The sequence below is a fragment of the Flavobacterium sp. GP15 genome (assembly GCF_014281985.1).
In the GTDB taxonomy this organism is placed as follows: Bacteria; Bacteroidota; Bacteroidia; order Flavobacteriales; family Flavobacteriaceae; genus Flavobacterium; species Flavobacterium pygoscelis.
Map to the genome: position 1 here is coordinate 463,030 of NZ_JACFTC010000001.1, position 16,126 is coordinate 479,155.

Consider the following 16,126-nt stretch of genomic DNA (forward strand, 5'->3'; position numbering starts at 1 on the left):
AAAAATTTTACACGAATTTTAGTTCCTAATTGGTTATTATAGTTATTTTTAGCTTTTCAAGAACTTATGATGAAAATTAACACGACTCCTATCACTCTTTTTGGTGAAACGATTAATCCCGGAGAAAGCAAGACGATCAATGTAGAAATTGCCCGTTTGCACAATACTACCAAACTGAACATGCCTATTATTGTTCGTCGCTCCAAGTTTGACGGACCTATTGTCCTTTTCTCGGCGGGCATTCATGGCGATGAAATAAACGGTGTTGAGATTGTAAGACAACTCATTAGCAAAAAAATTAACAAACCTAAAAGAGGAACCGTCATTTGCATCCCTATAATTAATGTTTATGGTTTTATTAATAAATCAAGAGAATTTCCTGATGGGCGAGATTTAAACCGAGTGTTCCCTGGAAGCAAAGCGGGATCATTAGCGAGTCGATTTGCCTTTCATATTCTGGCTCAAATCATGCCATTGGTAAACTACGCCGTCGATTTTCATGCCGGAGGAGCCAGCCGATTTAATGCACCACAAATTAGAATCGCTCATAATAATGAAGATTTAAAAATTCTAGCTGACGTTTTTAATGCTCCTTTTACCTTATATTCTAGAAACATTATTGGTTCTTTTAGAAACGCAAGCGAAAGAATGGATGTAAAAATGCTACTGTTTGAAGGTGGGAAATCTCTAGATATTAATACCTCTATTGCAGAGGAAGGTGTAAATGGAGCCAAAAGATTATTATCACATTTAGACATGTTAGATCCTAAACATACTGTTCCAAAACAATTATCCGATACTATTTACATCGAAAAGTCGGGTTGGTTACGAGCCAAATGTTCTGGTTTATTACACGATAATAATACGGTAGGATCATTTGTGAAAAAAGGAACTATTCTCGCTATTATAACTGATCCTTATGGTAAATTTGAACGAAAAGTAAAAGCACCCAACGACGGATATGTTATCAATGCTAATCATTCGCCAATTGTTTATGAAGGAGATGCGATTTATCATTTATCGAATGTTTTTGATGCTGAAGAAGGAGAATAAAAATTATTAAAATGAAAAAAACAGAATTAAGAATAAAATACAAAGCCTTACGAAAACAGCTTTCCGAAAATGAAACAGAGGAAATGAGTTTGGCTGTTGCCAATAAATTACTGACACTTCCCATTTGGGAGAAAACCTATTTTCATATTTTTTTACCAATAACAGAACATCATGAACTGAATACCGAATTTATTTTACATTTACTTTCTGGAAAAGACAAGGAAATTATAATATCTAAAAGCGATTTTGAGACTAGAAATATGTCCCACTTTCTGTTGACTGATAATACAAAAATTAAAAAAAATGAATACAACATTCCAGAACCTGTTGACGGTATTGAAGTTCCATCACATAAAATAGAAGTGGTTTTTGTACCACTTTTAGCCTTTGACAAGAAAGGACATCGAGTAGGCTACGGAAAAGGATTTTATGACAAATTTCTATCAGAATGTAAACCCGAAACAATTAAAATTGGACTATCCTACTTTGAGGCTGAAGATTTAATTGAAGATGTTTTTGAGGATGATGTACCTTTGGATTATTGTGTGACGCCAGATAAGATTTATAAGTTTTAATAAATTTTTCAGCAATTTGAATACAGAAAAAAATTAAATAAAAGGAGCCCGATGTAACATCGAGCTCCTTTTATTTTAGATTAAATTAATGTTATTTAGGATCTAATATCTTCTCAATTCTCTTGATACAGTCTAGGTAATGGAGTTTTGTTTCTGCATTAGCAGCTCCACTTTTCGCCACTACTAATGTTGCTTTCAAAGCATTTAATTGCCCTCTCACTAAACCTCTTATATCCGATTGAGAAACATTGTAGTATTCTCTTGATGTTCCTACTTTTATTTCCTCATTCATTAAAAAAGCCATTCTTTCAATGTAAGCACGTTGCAAGTTTCTACGATAGATAGTAACATTGGAGGCAGCAGTAGCTTCTTTCCAGATTCCTTTTCGCATATCCTGAAGCATATCAGAAGCTGTATAATTATTAGCTCCTAATATTTCAGCATCCATAAGTCTTCCTATGCGATCAAAACTCAAAATAGTATTCAAATGTCTTACTTGTAAACTTCTGAAACGTTCTGTATATCCCGAATAATTAATGTTTTTTAATGTTGAAATATTCACTAACCAAGTTGGAGAAGCAAAAGCATTCGTTTGCAACCATTGCATGGCTTCTTGCTGTTTTACTTTTGGTACAACATCATAAATACTTCCTTGTTGGTTGGGTTTTTTAGTGTTTTCATACACACCACCCACATTCGTCACAACATGACCTACATATCTACCCCAAACATCCAGCATTTCTTTGTAAAGTTCTTCTAAATCCTCATAATTATTGGTAACATCACTTGTCCATTTTGACAAATTCGAAGCCACATATTCCAAATTTTTGAGTCCATAAGTACTCGCTTTCATCGAATTATTCCCAATATCTTCCGTTTGTGAGGTTGGGTCAAAAGAACTACTTTGTTTACCAAACTTATAGTTTAAATCTCCCGCTTTTTCTAAAATCCATTTGTCTAATGTAGGTACTTCTGATTCTGGACTAGTCGCATTTGGAATCACTCGATATCCCCAATTTAAAGCATAGTGATCATAAGGCCCCATTTGGCGAATGAAACGAACTCCTTTATCGCCAGGCTGAGCAATATAATTAAAACGAGCATAATCCATTAAACTTGCTGCAATTCCGTATTTCTGTGTAAAATCGGCATTTCTATAACTTTCTACATTATAAGCGCTACTCGCTCCCATATTATGCGGAAAACCGAGAGCATGACCTACTTCGTGCGCAATGACAAAACGCATCATTTCGCCCATTTCTTCATCAGAAGTATTTAAAGTTCTGGCAGAAGGATTCGCCGCTCCAGTCTCTAACAAATACCTGTTCCTGTACGAACGCAAATGATTGTGATACCAAATAACGTCGCTCTCAATAATTTCACCTGTTCTAGGATCAGAAACACTTGGTCCAACGGCGTTTCGAGTAGTGCTAGCTACATAACGAATTACAGAATAACGAATATCTTCTGGACTAAAATCAGGATCTTCTTCTTTAGTTGGCGGATCTTTGGCAATGATTGCGTTTTTAAAACCTGCCGTTTCAAATGGTTTTTGCCATTCTTCAATTCCTTGCTTTATGTATTTACGTAGCTTTTCTGGTGTTGCTGGATCTAAATAATAAACGATTGGTTTTATGGGCTCTACCAATTCTCCTCTAGCATACGCTTCTGGATCTTTGGGTTCTAATCGCCAACGACGAATAAAGGTTTTACTATCTGATTTTAACTCATTACTTCCGTAGTCTATTTGATCCATTGTAAACCAACCTACTCTAGGATCTGCTAATCTAGGAGTCATAGGAACTTCAGGCAACAAAATCATCGATTGGTTCATTTGTATACTGATTGTTTCGGCATCCTTCATTACTGGCGGATTTGAAGCATTATAAGTAAAATCTTGAACCACTTCAATATTCATAGGAAAACTTTTCATTGCCGTAATAAAACTTCGGGAATCATCCAATCCTTTCACTTTATAAGTTTCCCTCATTGCAGCAGACAAACCGCTTATTGCTTTTACATCTGTGCTATAAAACTTAGTAACATCAATAACCGTATTTTCAGTATCGGTACTAAAAGCTACAATATCAAAGGCAAATAAAACAGGTTCATAATTGTTATTCTTAACCGAGAGACTGATTGGCAAACTAGGATCAGCCACAGCGGTGTACGATTTAACTTTTAAGATAACCTTATCTTGAAAACGTTGCCAAACCACTAATTGCTCATTCGTTTCAGAACCAGCATTAACATAACCGCCGCCTAAATCAGAAGGCAGTTTTGAAAGACGACTTACTAAAAGCATGTCTTTGTCTAGGAGTTTATTGGGAATTTCAAAATAGTATTTCTTATCTACTTTGTGGACAGTGAAAAGCCCATCATCTGACTTTGCATCTTTAGTGATCACTTTTCCATATTCCTTAATGGTAGTTTCTGGTTTTTTTTCGGGTACTGGTACATTAGTTTGTGCTAACTTCTCCTTTTCCTTTCTTGATTGAGCAAATTGAGTAGTGGGAATTAACAAAACTGAAGTAACAGCGGTCAAAATAAAAAACTTTTTCATTTATTATTTTTTAATGGTTATAGTTTTCCAAAAATAAATTTTAGCGTTAGAACATTTACAAATCCATAAAAAATTAACTTATGATTAACAAACGTAGCATCTTATTTAATGAACCACAATTTTCATTCAGAGTATAGTAGCTATTACAATAACCAATATCATATTTATCTGGATTGCAAAAAGAAAAGTGCCGTTCAATTTACTGAAAAGTGTAAATAAAAAAACCATCAAGAATATACTTGATGGTTTTTAATATTAGGAAGAAAATAAATTTAAGGCAATAAATCCAATACCAAAGAAGGAAACAATCCTAAAGCAATATTTAAAACAATGGCAACAACTGCAACTGCATAAATAACGAATGGTGTTGCTTTCTTTTCTTCGTTTGGTTCTTTAGTGTACATCGCTAAAATTAGTTTGAAATAATACCCCACACTTATAATTGAATTAACTACGGCAACGATAACCAAAACTAAATACCCAGACTCAATTGTTTGACTAAATAACACCAGTTTAGCAAAGAATCCTGCAAATATTGGAATACCAGCCATAGAAAGTAAAGATGCCGTTAAAACAGCTGCTAATAAAGGATTGTTTTTTCCTAATCCATGAAAATTAACAATGTCCTCATTGTCTCTGTTTTTACAAACATATATAATTACACTAAAAGCAGCTATACCGGCAAGTGCATAAGCCGAAGCATAGTATAATAAACTTCCCGCAGAAGTAGACAAACTTAGTAAGGTCATCAACATAAATCCAGCATGTGAAATACCCGAAAAGGCAAGCATTCTTTTTACATTATTTTGACGCAATGCCATAATATTTCCTATTGTCATCGAAGCAATAGAAATAACAACTACAACAATTTTGAAAGACTCAGAAATATCAGCATTCATAACAGAAAGCAATTTGTATAATGTTGCCATAGCGACCACTTTTGCCAAAGTACTCATTAAAGCAGTAGTCATCGTTGGAGAACCTTCATAAACATCCGGAGCCCAGAAATGAAAAGGTACTGCTGCAATCTTAAATAACATTCCAATAGTAACTAAAACAATTCCGATAGGAAACCAAATTGGTAATTCTGCAGATTGCGACATCGCACTGATATCACTTACGTCAAAACTTCCCATAGCACCATAAATCATACAGATCCCAAAAAGAATAATACCAGAGGCAAAAGATCCCATTAAGAAATATTTCATTCCAGCTTCGTTACTTTTTAAATTTAAACGGTCACTTGCTGCAAGAACATAAAGTGCAATTGATAAAACTTCTATTCCTAAAAAGAACATTGCTAAGTTTCCAAAAGAAACCATAGCTACTGAACCAGCAAGTAAAAATATTTTTATTGCAATATAATCCGAAATCTTTGATTGGTGTTTTTCATAAAAGTTATGACTTAAACCCACTAAGAAAATAGTAAGTACGATAAACAAAGACGAAAATGTTGTAGAAAACTTACTTACAACAATCATATTGTTATAATAACTTTCTGTTGAATTATATTCGGAAATTGTTAAGCCTAAAACTGCTAACAATCCAACGATTGTTATGGGCACTATGGCTTTTGTAAAATTAAAAATTTCAAATAAAAGGCATAAAACACCTAATCCTATTATAGCTATTAATGTATTCATTTTTTATCTGACTAGTTGATTCTATTAATTTGATTTAAAATTTCTTCAAGACTTGGTGTGATCAAATCTAATATTGGTTTTGGAAACATACCGAAAAACAACAAAACGGCAATTATTACTACCAATGTTATCCCTTCATTAATCGTTACATCTGCAAAAACTTTGGAATTCGTTTCCCCCAACATCGCATGTTGAAACATTCGCAGCATATAATAAGCTCCCAAAATAATTGTAGTTCCTCCTAAAACAGCAAACCAAATATTGATTTGAGATAAACTATATAAAACAGTGAACTCACCAACAAAGTTAAAAGTAGCTGGCAATGAAATAGAGGCCATTACTAAAATTAAAAACATCGAGGTAAATCTTGGTGTCTGTGAACGAATACCACCCATTTCAGCAATTACTCTAGTTTCATATCTACGGAAAATAATTTCAGCAACATAAAACAAACCAACAACTACAAAACCGTGCGCAATCATTTGCAGAACAGCCCCACGCAATCCATCAAGAGTAAGTGTATAAGTCCCGGCAGCAATCAACCCAACGTGAGCTAGAGAGGAATAGGCTAGTAATTTTTTTAAATCTCTTTGTCTTAATGCTACTATAGAACCGTAAATAACTCCTGCTAATCCGATTGCAATAAAAATATACTTGTATTCATGCGCTGCTGCTGGAGCTAAAGGCAATTGCCAGCGAATGATACTGTACAATCCCATTTTAAGCATAATCCCAGACAAAAGCATAGTTCCAACTGTTGGTGCTTTTTGATACACATTAGCTTGCCAAGTATGAAAGGGAATCAAAGGAATTTTAATTGCATACGCTAAAAAGAAAGCTAAAAAGATCCATAATTGTTCCGTAGCAGATAAGTTTACTTTATATAAATCTTCAATTAAGAAGCTTCCTGCTTTTTGATATAAATAAACAAAAGCAACCAACATAAATAAAGAACCTGCAAGAGTATAAATAAAGAATTTTACAACTGCTTTCCTACGTTCTTCTACATCTCCATTACCCCAGACTAAAGCAATGAAATAAATAGGAATAAGAGACAACTCCCAGAATATATAATACAACAAACCATCACTTGCTAAAAAAGTTCCCACCATGGCAAAAGACATGAAAAGGATTAAAGCATAGAATGATTTTGCATTTTTATATTCATTCCCAAAAGAAGAAAAAGTAATAATTGCAGTTAAAATAGTGGTTAGCAAAACCATTGCTAAGGAAAGTCCATCAGCTTTTAAAGCAAAAGAAACATTCGGTTTAGTGATCCATTGAGAGATGAAACTAATATTTTCACCTAAATTAAAATGGTTTAATAATACAATTGAGCAACCTGCAGCAGCCAATCCAAAGAACAACGCTACTTTAGAAGCTAGTTTATCGCCTGAGAGAAATGTCACTAAGGCACCGACAAAAAGTATAATTAATATTAGAGATACATTCATAGTATATATTATTGAGCTAAAAATAAATAGGAAACAATGGCACAAAGCCCAATTACAAAGGCAAAAAGATACAGACCAATACTTCCGGTTTGTAGTTTCTTCCCTTGATAACTTATTTCGTTAGTAACTTTTCCAAATCCAAAAACTAAAGCAGATAAACTTGTTTCTACCGTGTCTCTAAAGAAAACCGATAAAATATTTATTGGCTTAACAATAATGGCATCGTAAATTTCGTCAATATAATACTTATTGTAAAGCACTTTAGAAAAACCAGTTATTGCAGCATCAGTTGATGGCACACTATTTTGTTTAATATATTTTGCATAAGCTAAACCTATACCTACTATACCACCAATAACTGCGATAGCCATTAACATATATTCCGTATTTCCTAAATGGTGTTCAGCATTAGCTAATTTTGGCAAAATAGGAGTTAAATATTCATTTAGCCAACTATTTCCAGGTAAACTAATCAAACCACCTACAGTTGCAAAAATTGCTAAAACAATTAAAGGAATAGTGATTAAAGACGGACTTTCATGCAAATGATGTTTTTGCTCTACTGTACCTCTAAATTCTTTGAAGAAAGTTAAAAACATCAATCTGAACATATAGAAAGCAGTCATGATAGAGGCTACCGAACCAATAACCCAAAGAGGAATATTATGATGGAAAGCCACTAATAAAATTTCATCTTTAGAGAAAAAACCTGAAAATAATGGAACTCCAGAAATAGCTAAAGAAGCAATTAACATTGTCACGAAAGTAATAGGCATCGCTTTTTTCAAACCACCCATATTACGCATATCTTGTTCTCCTCCTAAAGCGTGAATTACAGAACCAGAACCCAAGAACAAACAAGCTTTAAAGAAAGCGTGTGTGATTACGTGAAAAACAGCCACTTCATAAGCACCTAAACCTAAAGCCAAGAACATCAATCCTAATTGAGAAACCGTAGAATAAGCTAAAACTTTTTTGATATCATTTTGAACAAGTCCTATAGTTGCAGCAAATAATGCAGTAACTGCACCAACTACAGCAATTATGGCTTGAACATCTGGAGTAATATCAAATAAGAAATTCATTCTAGTAATCATAAAGATACCAGCGGTTACCATTGTCGCAGCATGTATTAATGCTGAAACTGGTGTTGGACCAGCCATTGCATCCGGCAACCAAGTGTACAATGGTATTTGAGCTGATTTACCACAAGCTCCAATAAATAAAGCAAAAGCCGCAACAGAAATCATGGTCACTTTATCTTCTATACCTCCCGTAAGAAAGATTGTTTTTAATGCGGTAAAATCTAACGTATTAAACAACATACCCACAATAAAAATACCAACCAACAATCCTAAATCTCCAATTCTGTTCATGATAAAAGCTTTCTTCGCCGCATCATTAAAGTCTTGGTTTTTATACCAAAACCCAATCAATAAGTAAGAACAAAGACCTACACCTTCCCAACCGATGAACATTACTAATAAGTTGCTTCCAATTACAAGGGTAATCATGAAGAAAACAAACAGATTTAAATAGGCAAAAAAACTATGCACCTTTTCATCATCGTGCATGTAACTGATCGAATATAAATGTATCAAAGATCCTATTCCTGTAACAAATAGCAACCATAAAACAGATAACTGGTCTAATAAAAAACCAAAATCAACTTTAAAATTACTGATTTGAATCCAATCAAATAATTGAATTTGGATTGCTTGCTTAGAAGCTGATATTTGACTGAAAAAATAAAGTGTTACCGCAAAAGAAACCGAAACAGCAAGTGTACCAATTATTCCAGATACCGTTTTTCCTAAACTTTTACCGAAGAAAACATTAATTAAAAACCCTAAAAAAGGAGCTAATAATAAGAGTAAAGCTAAATTCGTATTCATTATAGTTTATCCTTTTAAGTTTTTTAAATTATCAATTGTAATAGAACCTAAGTTCCTAAAAATAGAAACTAGAATAGCCAATCCCACCGCAACTTCTGCTGCTGCAACCGCCATAGAGAAGAAAACAAAAACTTGTCCCTCAGCATCTTGATGGTAGGTAGAAAAAGCGACGAACAAAAGATTCACTGCGTTCAACATAATTTCAATTGACATAAATACGATAATGGCATTTCGTCTATATAAAACTCCAAACACACCAATACTAAAAAGTATGACACTTAGGAAAATATAGTTTTCAATACCTATTTGATTTAAAATATTGTTCATATTACTTTTCTATTTTTTCTTTTTTAGACAATAACACAGCACCAATCATCGCAACTAAAAGTAAAATAGAAGCAAATTCAAAAGGAACCATATATTCATTCAACAGTATTTTTCCTAATACTTTAATAGATTGATAATCTTCACCAGTAGCAGTATATTCACCAACAATAGGTTTAGAATTAATAAAAATAGCTATCAAAACCAAGCATATCAAACAAAATGAAACAATCGCACCTAATCTTGTAATTCTAGGTTTGTGCACTTCTTTTTGCTCATTTAAATTCATTAACATTATCGTGAATAAAAACAAAATCATTATCGCACCGGAGTAAACAATAATATGAACAATTGCTAAAAATTGAGCATTCAGCAATAAATAATGACCTGCAATAGAGAAAAAACAAATTACTAAATAGATAGCACTATGTATTGGATTTCTACTATAAATGGTCAGGAAAGCTGTTAATAATGTTATAAATGCTAAAATGCAGAATATAATTTGAACGGCAGTTGCATTCGCAAAATCGGGTATATGAATCATTACTTAACGTTTTTTAATTGAGCATTTTTCATTGCAATATCTAATGGCATGACCAATTTATCTTTTCCATAAATAAAATCTTCTCTTTCATAACTAGAAGGAACTAGTACTTTAGAAGTAGTCAAATAAATAGCATCTTTTGGACACGCTTCTTCACACAAACCACAAAAGATACAACGCAACATGTTTATTTCATAAATCTCTGCATATTTTTCTTCTCTGTACAAATGTTTTTCATCAACGTGACGTTCAGCAGCCTTCATGGTGATCGCTTCTGCAGGACATGATAAAGCACATAATCCACAAGCCGTACAATTCTCACGACCTTGCTCATCTCTCTTTAATTGATGTTGTCCGCGATAAACAGGGCTCATAGTTCGCACTTGCTCTGGGTACTGAATCGTTACTTTTCTTCTGAATAAATGCTGAATTGTAATTATCAAGCCTTTGACAATTGCAATAAGATACATTCTCTCCCAAAAATTCATCTCCTTATTAGAGACTAGTTTTTTTCTTCCCGATAAGGATATACTTTCTATTGACATTTTTTATTTTTATTTGAAGCTTATTCCTGCTATTCGTTGCAATTTTTTTATTCGCTCCGCGAAAAAAAAGGATTTTCACTACTATCAGGGCTAGGGCTTTTCGGTACTACTTAAAATCCTAAATATGCAAAAATTTCTGCTCTCAAAATTACAACTCCAACTATCATAATATTAATGATAGACAACGGAATTAATATTCTCCAACCCAAATGCATTAGCTGATCGTATCTGAATCTTGGAATAGTCCAACGAACCCACATAAAGAAAAATATAAATCCGCATAATTTGATAAACAAAGCACCAAATCCTAAAACATTGGCAATATTTACACCCCAATTTTCAACTGCCCAACTCATTCCGGGATAATTATATCCTCCAAAAAATAAAACAGCTAAAATAGTGGATGAGATAAACATATTAGCATATTCAGCAAATAAATAAAATCCCATTTTCATAGAAGAATATTCTGTATGATACCCACCAATTAATTCACTTTCGCATTCCGCTAAGTCAAAAGGAGTTCTATTTGCCTCAGCAAAAGCACATATTAAAAAGATCACAAAAGACAATGGTTGATAAAAAACATTCCAATTCATCCCAGCTTGTTGTGCCGAAATTTCTCTTAAACTTAAGGTTCCTGTCATCATCAATAAAGCAATCATCGAAAGTCCCATAGCAACTTCATAAGAAACCATTTGAGATGCAGCACGAACTGCACCCATCAATGAGAACTTATTATTAGAAGCCCAACCTCCAATCATTATACCATATACTCCTACAGATACTACTCCGAAAAAATACAACAAACCAATATTCAAATCCGTAGCTTGTAATAAAATATCTCTTCCAAACAAATGCAATTTATCTCCCCATGGAATAACAGCACTGGTCATCAAAGCGGTACTCATAGCAATTGCTGGACCTACAAAAAACAAAAATCTGTTAGGTGTATTAGGTTCAAATTCTTCTTTTGAGAATAATTTTAAACCATCAGCAAGTGGCTGAAACAATCCAAAAGGGCCGGCTCTATTAGGACCAACACGATCCTGAAGCCAAGCAGCAACCTTACGTTCTGCCCATGTAGAATACATCGCCATTAACATTGTTAAAGCAAAAACCGCAACAATTATGACACTTTTTTCTATAATAATAGTACTATCCATTATTGCCTAAACTTTTCTGATTAATAATATCCTCTTCAGTCAATGGAATTTCGGCCATACTTATTTTTTTACGGTCTTCTTCTCTACCTAGTAATATATTTTCTTCAGTAGCAATCTCAACTTTCTCTAACTTTCTAGTATAGTTATTTTGATTGATAACCGAATCTTTTTCAAATTCTCTTGGTCCTTCTATAGTCCAATCTGCAACATCTTTATGATCAAAACGGCAACCGTTACAAATAAATTCTTCTACTTCATGAAACTCATCTTTTCTACCCGTTACACGTTGTATTTCGTCACCAAACATCCAAACAGTAGTTTTTCCACAACATTTATCACAATCTCTGTGTGCGTTATAAGGTTTGTTGAACCAAACTCTAGATTTGAATCTAAAGGTTTTATCGGTCAACGCTCCTACCGGACACACATCAATCATGTTTCCAGAAAACTCATTGTCAATTGCTTTTGAAATACAAGTTGAAATATTAGAATGATCTCCTCTATCCATAACTCCGTGTACACGATCATCAGTCAGTTGATCTGCAACCATTACACAACGATAACAAAGAATACAACGATTCATGTGCAGTTGAATATTTTCACCAATATTTTCTGGTTCAAATGTTCTTTTTTCTTCTATGAAACGGCTTTCTGATTTCCCGTGTTCGAAGCTTAAATTTTGCAAATCACATTCACCAGCTTGGTCGCATACAGGACAATCTAATGGGTGATTTATTAATAAAAACTCTGTTACTGATTTTCTAGCTTCTTGAACTCTTTCAGAAGATTTGCTATTTACTTCCATACCGTCCATACAACCGGTAACACAAGAGGCCATTAATTTTGGCATTGGTCTTGGATCAGCTTCGCTTCCTTTAGCAACTTCTACCAAACAACAACGGCATTTACCACCGCTCCCTTTTAGTTTAGAATAATAGCACATTGCGGGCGGAACTACTTCTCCACCTATCATACGTGCCGCTTGCAGGATTGTTGTTCCTGGTTCTACTTCTATCGACTGTCCGTCTATTGTTACTTTCATTTATCTTTTTGTTTTTTTAGTTTAAGATTTAAATATTTATCTTCTAGGATAAAACCAAAAATCTTAAAACTTGAAACTAATTTAAACTGTTTGAATACCCATTAAATGCTTAACCGTAGAAAAAGGTTCCGCAACAAAGTGATCTCTATTTTTTATCTTTTCTGGGAAACGAATGTGATATTCGAACTCCTCTCTAAAATGACGAATCGCTGCCGCTACTGGCCAAGCCGCTGCATCACCTAAAGGACAAATTGTATTTCCTTCAATTTTACTTTGAATACTCAAAAGCAATTCGATATCTTCTTCACGTCCGTGACCGTTCTCAATTCTATGCAATACTTTTTCCATCCATCCTGTACCTTCACGGCAAGGAGAACATTGACCACAACTTTCATGGTGGTAAAAACGAGAAAAATTCCATGTATTACGCACAATGCAAGCAGTATCGTTGTAAACGATAAAACCTCCTGAACCTAACATAGAACCTGTCGCAAAACCTCCGTCACTCAACGACTCATAAGTCATCAAACGATCTTCACCGTTTGCCGTTTTATAAATTAAATTAGCAGGTAACACAGGAACAGAACTTCCTCCTGGCACGAAAGCTTTTAGAGGTCTATCAGAACTCATTCCGCCTAAATATTCATCAGAATTCATGAACTCATAAACACTTAAACCCAATTCAATTTCGTAAACGCCAGGATTTTTAACATGTCCTGAAGCTGAAATTAATTTGGTTCCCGTAGAACGACCAATACCAATTTTTGCATAATCTGCACCTGAATTATTGATAATCCAAGGTACCGTAGCAATAGTTTCTACGTTATTTACAACAGTAGGATTAGCCCAAAGACCCGAAATAGCAGGAAATGGTGGCTTGATACGAGGATTTCCTCTTTTTCCTTCTAATGATTCTATTAAGGCAGTTTCTTCACCACAAATATAGGCTCCAGCTCCACAATGAACATAAAGTTCTAAATCGTATCCTGAGCCTAATATGTTTTTACCCAAGAATCCAGCAGCTTTAGCTTCGTTAATGGCTTTTTCTAGTATTTTATAAACCCACATGTACTCTCCACGAATGTAGATATACGATAGGTTTGCTCCTAATGCATAGCTCGAAGTAATCATACCTTCAATCAATAAATGAGGAATAAATTCCATCAAATAGCGATCCTTGAAAGTTCCCGGCTCAGATTCATCAGCATTACAAACTAAATGTCTTGGTTTTCCTGATTTTTTATCAATAAAACTCCACTTCATTCCAGCAGGAAATCCAGCACCACCACGGCCACGTAATCCAGAAGTTTTCACTTCTTCAACCACTTCGTCAGGAGTCAAGGTTTTCAATGCTTTTTCTACCGAAGCATACCCTCCGTTTGCACGGTAAACATCATAGGTTTTTATACCCGGAACGTTTATTTTATCTAATAATATTTTTTGTGACATATTATTTATCGTGTACTATTATTTTATCATTTTTGCAATCAGCAATTAATTGGTCAATTTTTTCCTCGTTCAAATTCTCTTTATAAAAATCGCCTAACTGCATCATTGGAGCATATCCACAGGCACCTAAACATTGAACACCTACTACTGTAAAATTCCCATCAGCTGTTGTCTCACCAGGATTTACTCCAAGTTTTTCACAGGTGTAATCCATTAAATCCTCTGCTCCATTCAAACAACAAGGTGATGTTGTACAGAATTCGAACATATATTTCCCAACTGGTTTTTGATTGTACATCGTATAAAACGAAACTACCTCATAAACCTCAATTGGTTTAATTTGAATAATTTCGGCTACTTTGTTCATTAATTCAATACTCAACCAATTATCGTGTGCATCTTGAACTTCATGCAAAACCGGTAATAAAGCTGATTTTCTTTTATCTTCAGGATAATGACTGATTAATTCATTGATTCGATTCATCAATGTTTCGGTCAAATTTATTTCCTGTTTGTAATGTGTTCTTTCCATTTTCTTTTTAAATCTGAATCAAAAATCGTTATTCAACACCCGAGCCTGAAAGGCGAACTGGCGAAGCAATCAAAAATCTTTTAAGCGTCTAATTCTCCTGCTATTACATTCAAACTTGACAAAATAACTATTGCATCAGAAAGCAAAGCACCTTTGATCATTTCAGGATAAGCTTGATAGTATATAAAGCAAGGTCTACGGAAATGTAACCTGTAAGCGGTACGACTTCCATCAGTTACTAAATAAAAACCTAATTCACCATTACCCCCTTCAACAGGATGGTATATTTCAGCAACCGGAACAGGAACTTCGCCCATTACAATTTTGAAGTGATAAATTAAAGATTCCATACTTGTGTACACATCTTCTTTTGGAGGAAGATAATAATCTGGAACGTCAGCATGAAAATCATTTCCTTCTGGCATTTTATCTAATGCTTGACGGATAATACTTAAACTCTCCCAAACTTCTGCGTTACGAACACAAAAACGGTCATAAGTATCACCAGATTTCCCAACAGGAACTATGAAATCAAAATCTTCATAAGAAGAATAAGGTTGAGCTACACGAACATCATAATCAACACCAGAACCACGTAAATTTGGACCCGTAAATCCATAAGCCATTGCTTTTTCAGCACTAATGGCACCCACGTTTACAGTTCTGTCAATAAAAATTCTATTTCTAACAAATAAGTTTTCAAATTCTTGCCAAGCAGCAGGAAATTCTGCTAAAAAAATATCAAGTTTCTTAAATGCTTCTGGCGACCAATCTCTTTCGAAACCACCAATTCTTCCCATATTTGTGGTCAAACGCGCTCCACAAATTTCTTCGTAGATTTCGTAAATCTTTTCTCTAAATTGGAAAACATATAAAAATCCAGTGTACGCACCAGTATCGACACCCAGGATTGAATTACAAATAATATGATCTGCAATTCTTGCTAATTCCATTACAATTACCCTTAAATATTGTGCTCTTTTAGGAACTTCAATATCTAATAATTTTTCTAATGTCATCCACCATCCCATATTATTAATAGGAGAAGAACAATAGTTCATCCTATCGGTAAGAGGTGTTACTTGATAAAAAGGACGATTTTCAGCAATTTTCTCAAACGCTCTGTGAATGTAACCAATAGTTGGTTCAGCCTCAAGAATACGCTCACCATCCATCAACAAAATATTTTGGAAAATTCCGTGTGTTGCTGGGTGAGTTGGCCCCAAATTCAGAATCGAAAGCTCGCTTCCATCTTCATTTTGTTGCTCTTTTATTCTTTTAGCATAACGATGCTCTGGGGGTAATAATAGTTCTGACATTTATTTAATGTGAAAAATTATAATA

14 protein-coding genes are annotated in these 16,126 nt (G+C 34.1%); 2 read left to right on the forward strand and 12 right to left on the reverse strand.

Annotated features, from left to right (window positions below):
- Positions 1-69 precede the first annotated feature (69 nt).
- A complete protein-coding gene (locus H2650_RS02115) occupies positions 70-1,053 on the forward strand; it encodes a succinylglutamate desuccinylase/aspartoacylase family protein (RefSeq protein WP_188049105.1) in 984 nt (327 codons plus the stop codon).
- An 11-nt stretch (positions 1,054-1,064) separates the two neighbouring features.
- A complete protein-coding gene (locus tag H2650_RS02120) occupies positions 1,065-1,628 on the forward strand; it encodes a 5-formyltetrahydrofolate cyclo-ligase (protein ID WP_188049106.1) in 564 nt (187 codons plus the stop codon).
- A 91-nt stretch (positions 1,629-1,719) separates the two neighbouring features.
- Here the strand turns inward: H2650_RS02120 and H2650_RS02125 are convergent, their stop codons facing one another.
- From H2650_RS02125 to H2650_RS02180, 12 genes are all read right to left on the reverse strand, one after another.
- Positions 1,720-4,191: a zinc-dependent metalloprotease gene (locus H2650_RS02125; protein ID WP_188049107.1), complete on the reverse strand. Its 2,472-nt coding sequence runs from the start codon at positions 4,189-4,191 to the stop codon at positions 1,720-1,722.
- A 272-nt stretch (positions 4,192-4,463) separates the two neighbouring features.
- A complete protein-coding gene (locus tag H2650_RS02130; RefSeq protein WP_188049108.1) occupies positions 4,464-5,834 on the reverse strand; it encodes an NADH-quinone oxidoreductase subunit N in 1,371 nt (456 codons plus the stop codon).
- An 11-nt stretch (positions 5,835-5,845) separates the two neighbouring features.
- Complete coding sequence (locus H2650_RS02135; RefSeq protein ID WP_188049109.1) at positions 5,846-7,288, reverse strand: NuoM family protein; 1,443 nt, start codon at positions 7,286-7,288, stop codon at positions 5,846-5,848.
- Between the two features lie 8 nt (positions 7,289-7,296).
- The gene (gene nuoL, locus H2650_RS02140) at positions 7,297-9,183 is read right to left on the reverse strand and encodes an NADH-quinone oxidoreductase subunit L (RefSeq protein ID WP_188049110.1); all 1,887 of its coding nucleotides are present in this window, start codon (positions 9,181-9,183) and stop codon (positions 7,297-7,299) included.
- Positions 9,184-9,189: 6 nt separating this feature from the next.
- On the reverse strand, positions 9,190-9,510 hold the full coding sequence (gene nuoK, locus H2650_RS02145; RefSeq protein ID WP_188049111.1) for an NADH-quinone oxidoreductase subunit NuoK: 321 nt from the start codon (positions 9,508-9,510) through the stop codon (positions 9,190-9,192).
- Between the two features lies 1 nt (position 9,511).
- The gene (locus H2650_RS02150; protein WP_188049112.1) at positions 9,512-10,051 is read right to left on the reverse strand and encodes an NADH-quinone oxidoreductase subunit J; all 540 of its coding nucleotides are present in this window, start codon (positions 10,049-10,051) and stop codon (positions 9,512-9,514) included.
- Positions 10,051-10,596, reverse strand: a complete 546-nt coding sequence (locus H2650_RS02155) for an NADH-quinone oxidoreductase subunit I (RefSeq protein ID WP_188049113.1) — start codon at positions 10,594-10,596, stop codon at positions 10,051-10,053. Before H2650_RS02155 ends, H2650_RS02150 begins: the two co-directional genes overlap by 1 nt.
- A gap of 110 nt (positions 10,597-10,706) precedes the next feature.
- The gene (gene nuoH / locus H2650_RS02160; RefSeq protein WP_188049114.1) at positions 10,707-11,759 is read right to left on the reverse strand and encodes an NADH-quinone oxidoreductase subunit NuoH; all 1,053 of its coding nucleotides are present in this window, start codon (positions 11,757-11,759) and stop codon (positions 10,707-10,709) included.
- Positions 11,752-12,801, reverse strand: coding sequence for a 2Fe-2S iron-sulfur cluster-binding protein (locus H2650_RS02165; RefSeq protein ID WP_188049115.1), 1,050 nt, complete (start codon positions 12,799-12,801; stop codon positions 11,752-11,754). The genes nuoH and H2650_RS02165 overlap by 8 nt, the downstream gene beginning before the upstream one ends.
- 81 nt (positions 12,802-12,882) lie before the next feature.
- Entirely contained in the window at positions 12,883-14,250 is a 1,368-nt protein-coding gene (gene nuoF / locus H2650_RS02170) for an NADH-quinone oxidoreductase subunit NuoF (protein ID WP_188049116.1), read from the reverse strand.
- Position 14,251: 1 nt separating this feature from the next.
- Complete coding sequence (locus tag H2650_RS02175) at positions 14,252-14,782, reverse strand: NAD(P)H-dependent oxidoreductase subunit E (protein WP_188049117.1); 531 nt, start codon at positions 14,780-14,782, stop codon at positions 14,252-14,254.
- A gap of 80 nt (positions 14,783-14,862) precedes the next feature.
- Positions 14,863-16,101, reverse strand: coding sequence for an NADH-quinone oxidoreductase subunit D (locus tag H2650_RS02180; protein WP_188049118.1), 1,239 nt, complete (start codon positions 16,099-16,101; stop codon positions 14,863-14,865).
- Positions 16,102-16,126 lie beyond the last annotated feature (25 nt).

What these genes read in the sequence shown, in the direction of transcription:
- H2650_RS02115 (WP_188049105.1), top strand. Translation starts at nt 70, where the DNA reads ATGAAAATTAACACGACTCCTATCACTCTTTTTGGTGAAACGATTAAT.
- H2650_RS02120 (WP_188049106.1), top strand. Translation starts at nt 1,065, where the DNA reads ATGAAAAAAACAGAATTAAGAATAAAATACAAAGCCTTACGAAAACAG.
- H2650_RS02125 (WP_188049107.1), bottom strand. Translation starts at nt 4,191, where the DNA reads ATGAAAAAGTTTTTTATTTTGACCGCTGTTACTTCAGTTTTGTTAATT.
- H2650_RS02130 (WP_188049108.1), bottom strand. Translation starts at nt 5,834, where the DNA reads ATGAATACATTAATAGCTATAATAGGATTAGGTGTTTTATGCCTTTTA.
- H2650_RS02135 (WP_188049109.1), bottom strand. Translation starts at nt 7,288, where the DNA reads ATGAATGTATCTCTAATATTAATTATACTTTTTGTCGGTGCCTTAGTG.
- nuoL (WP_188049110.1), bottom strand. Translation starts at nt 9,183, where the DNA reads ATGAATACGAATTTAGCTTTACTCTTATTATTAGCTCCTTTTTTAGGG.
- nuoK (WP_188049111.1), bottom strand. Translation starts at nt 9,510, where the DNA reads ATGAACAATATTTTAAATCAAATAGGTATTGAAAACTATATTTTCCTA.
- H2650_RS02150 (WP_188049112.1), bottom strand. Translation starts at nt 10,051, where the DNA reads ATGATTCATATACCCGATTTTGCGAATGCAACTGCCGTTCAAATTATA.
- H2650_RS02155 (WP_188049113.1), bottom strand. Translation starts at nt 10,596, where the DNA reads ATGTCAATAGAAAGTATATCCTTATCGGGAAGAAAAAAACTAGTCTCT.
- nuoH (WP_188049114.1), bottom strand. Translation starts at nt 11,759, where the DNA reads ATGGATAGTACTATTATTATAGAAAAAAGTGTCATAATTGTTGCGGTT.
- H2650_RS02165 (WP_188049115.1), bottom strand. Translation starts at nt 12,801, where the DNA reads ATGAAAGTAACAATAGACGGACAGTCGATAGAAGTAGAACCAGGAACA.
- nuoF (WP_188049116.1), bottom strand. Translation starts at nt 14,250, where the DNA reads ATGTCACAAAAAATATTATTAGATAAAATAAACGTTCCGGGTATAAAA.
- H2650_RS02175 (WP_188049117.1), bottom strand. Translation starts at nt 14,782, where the DNA reads ATGGAAAGAACACATTACAAACAGGAAATAAATTTGACCGAAACATTG.
- H2650_RS02180 (WP_188049118.1), bottom strand. Translation starts at nt 16,101, where the DNA reads ATGTCAGAACTATTATTACCCCCAGAGCATCGTTATGCTAAAAGAATA.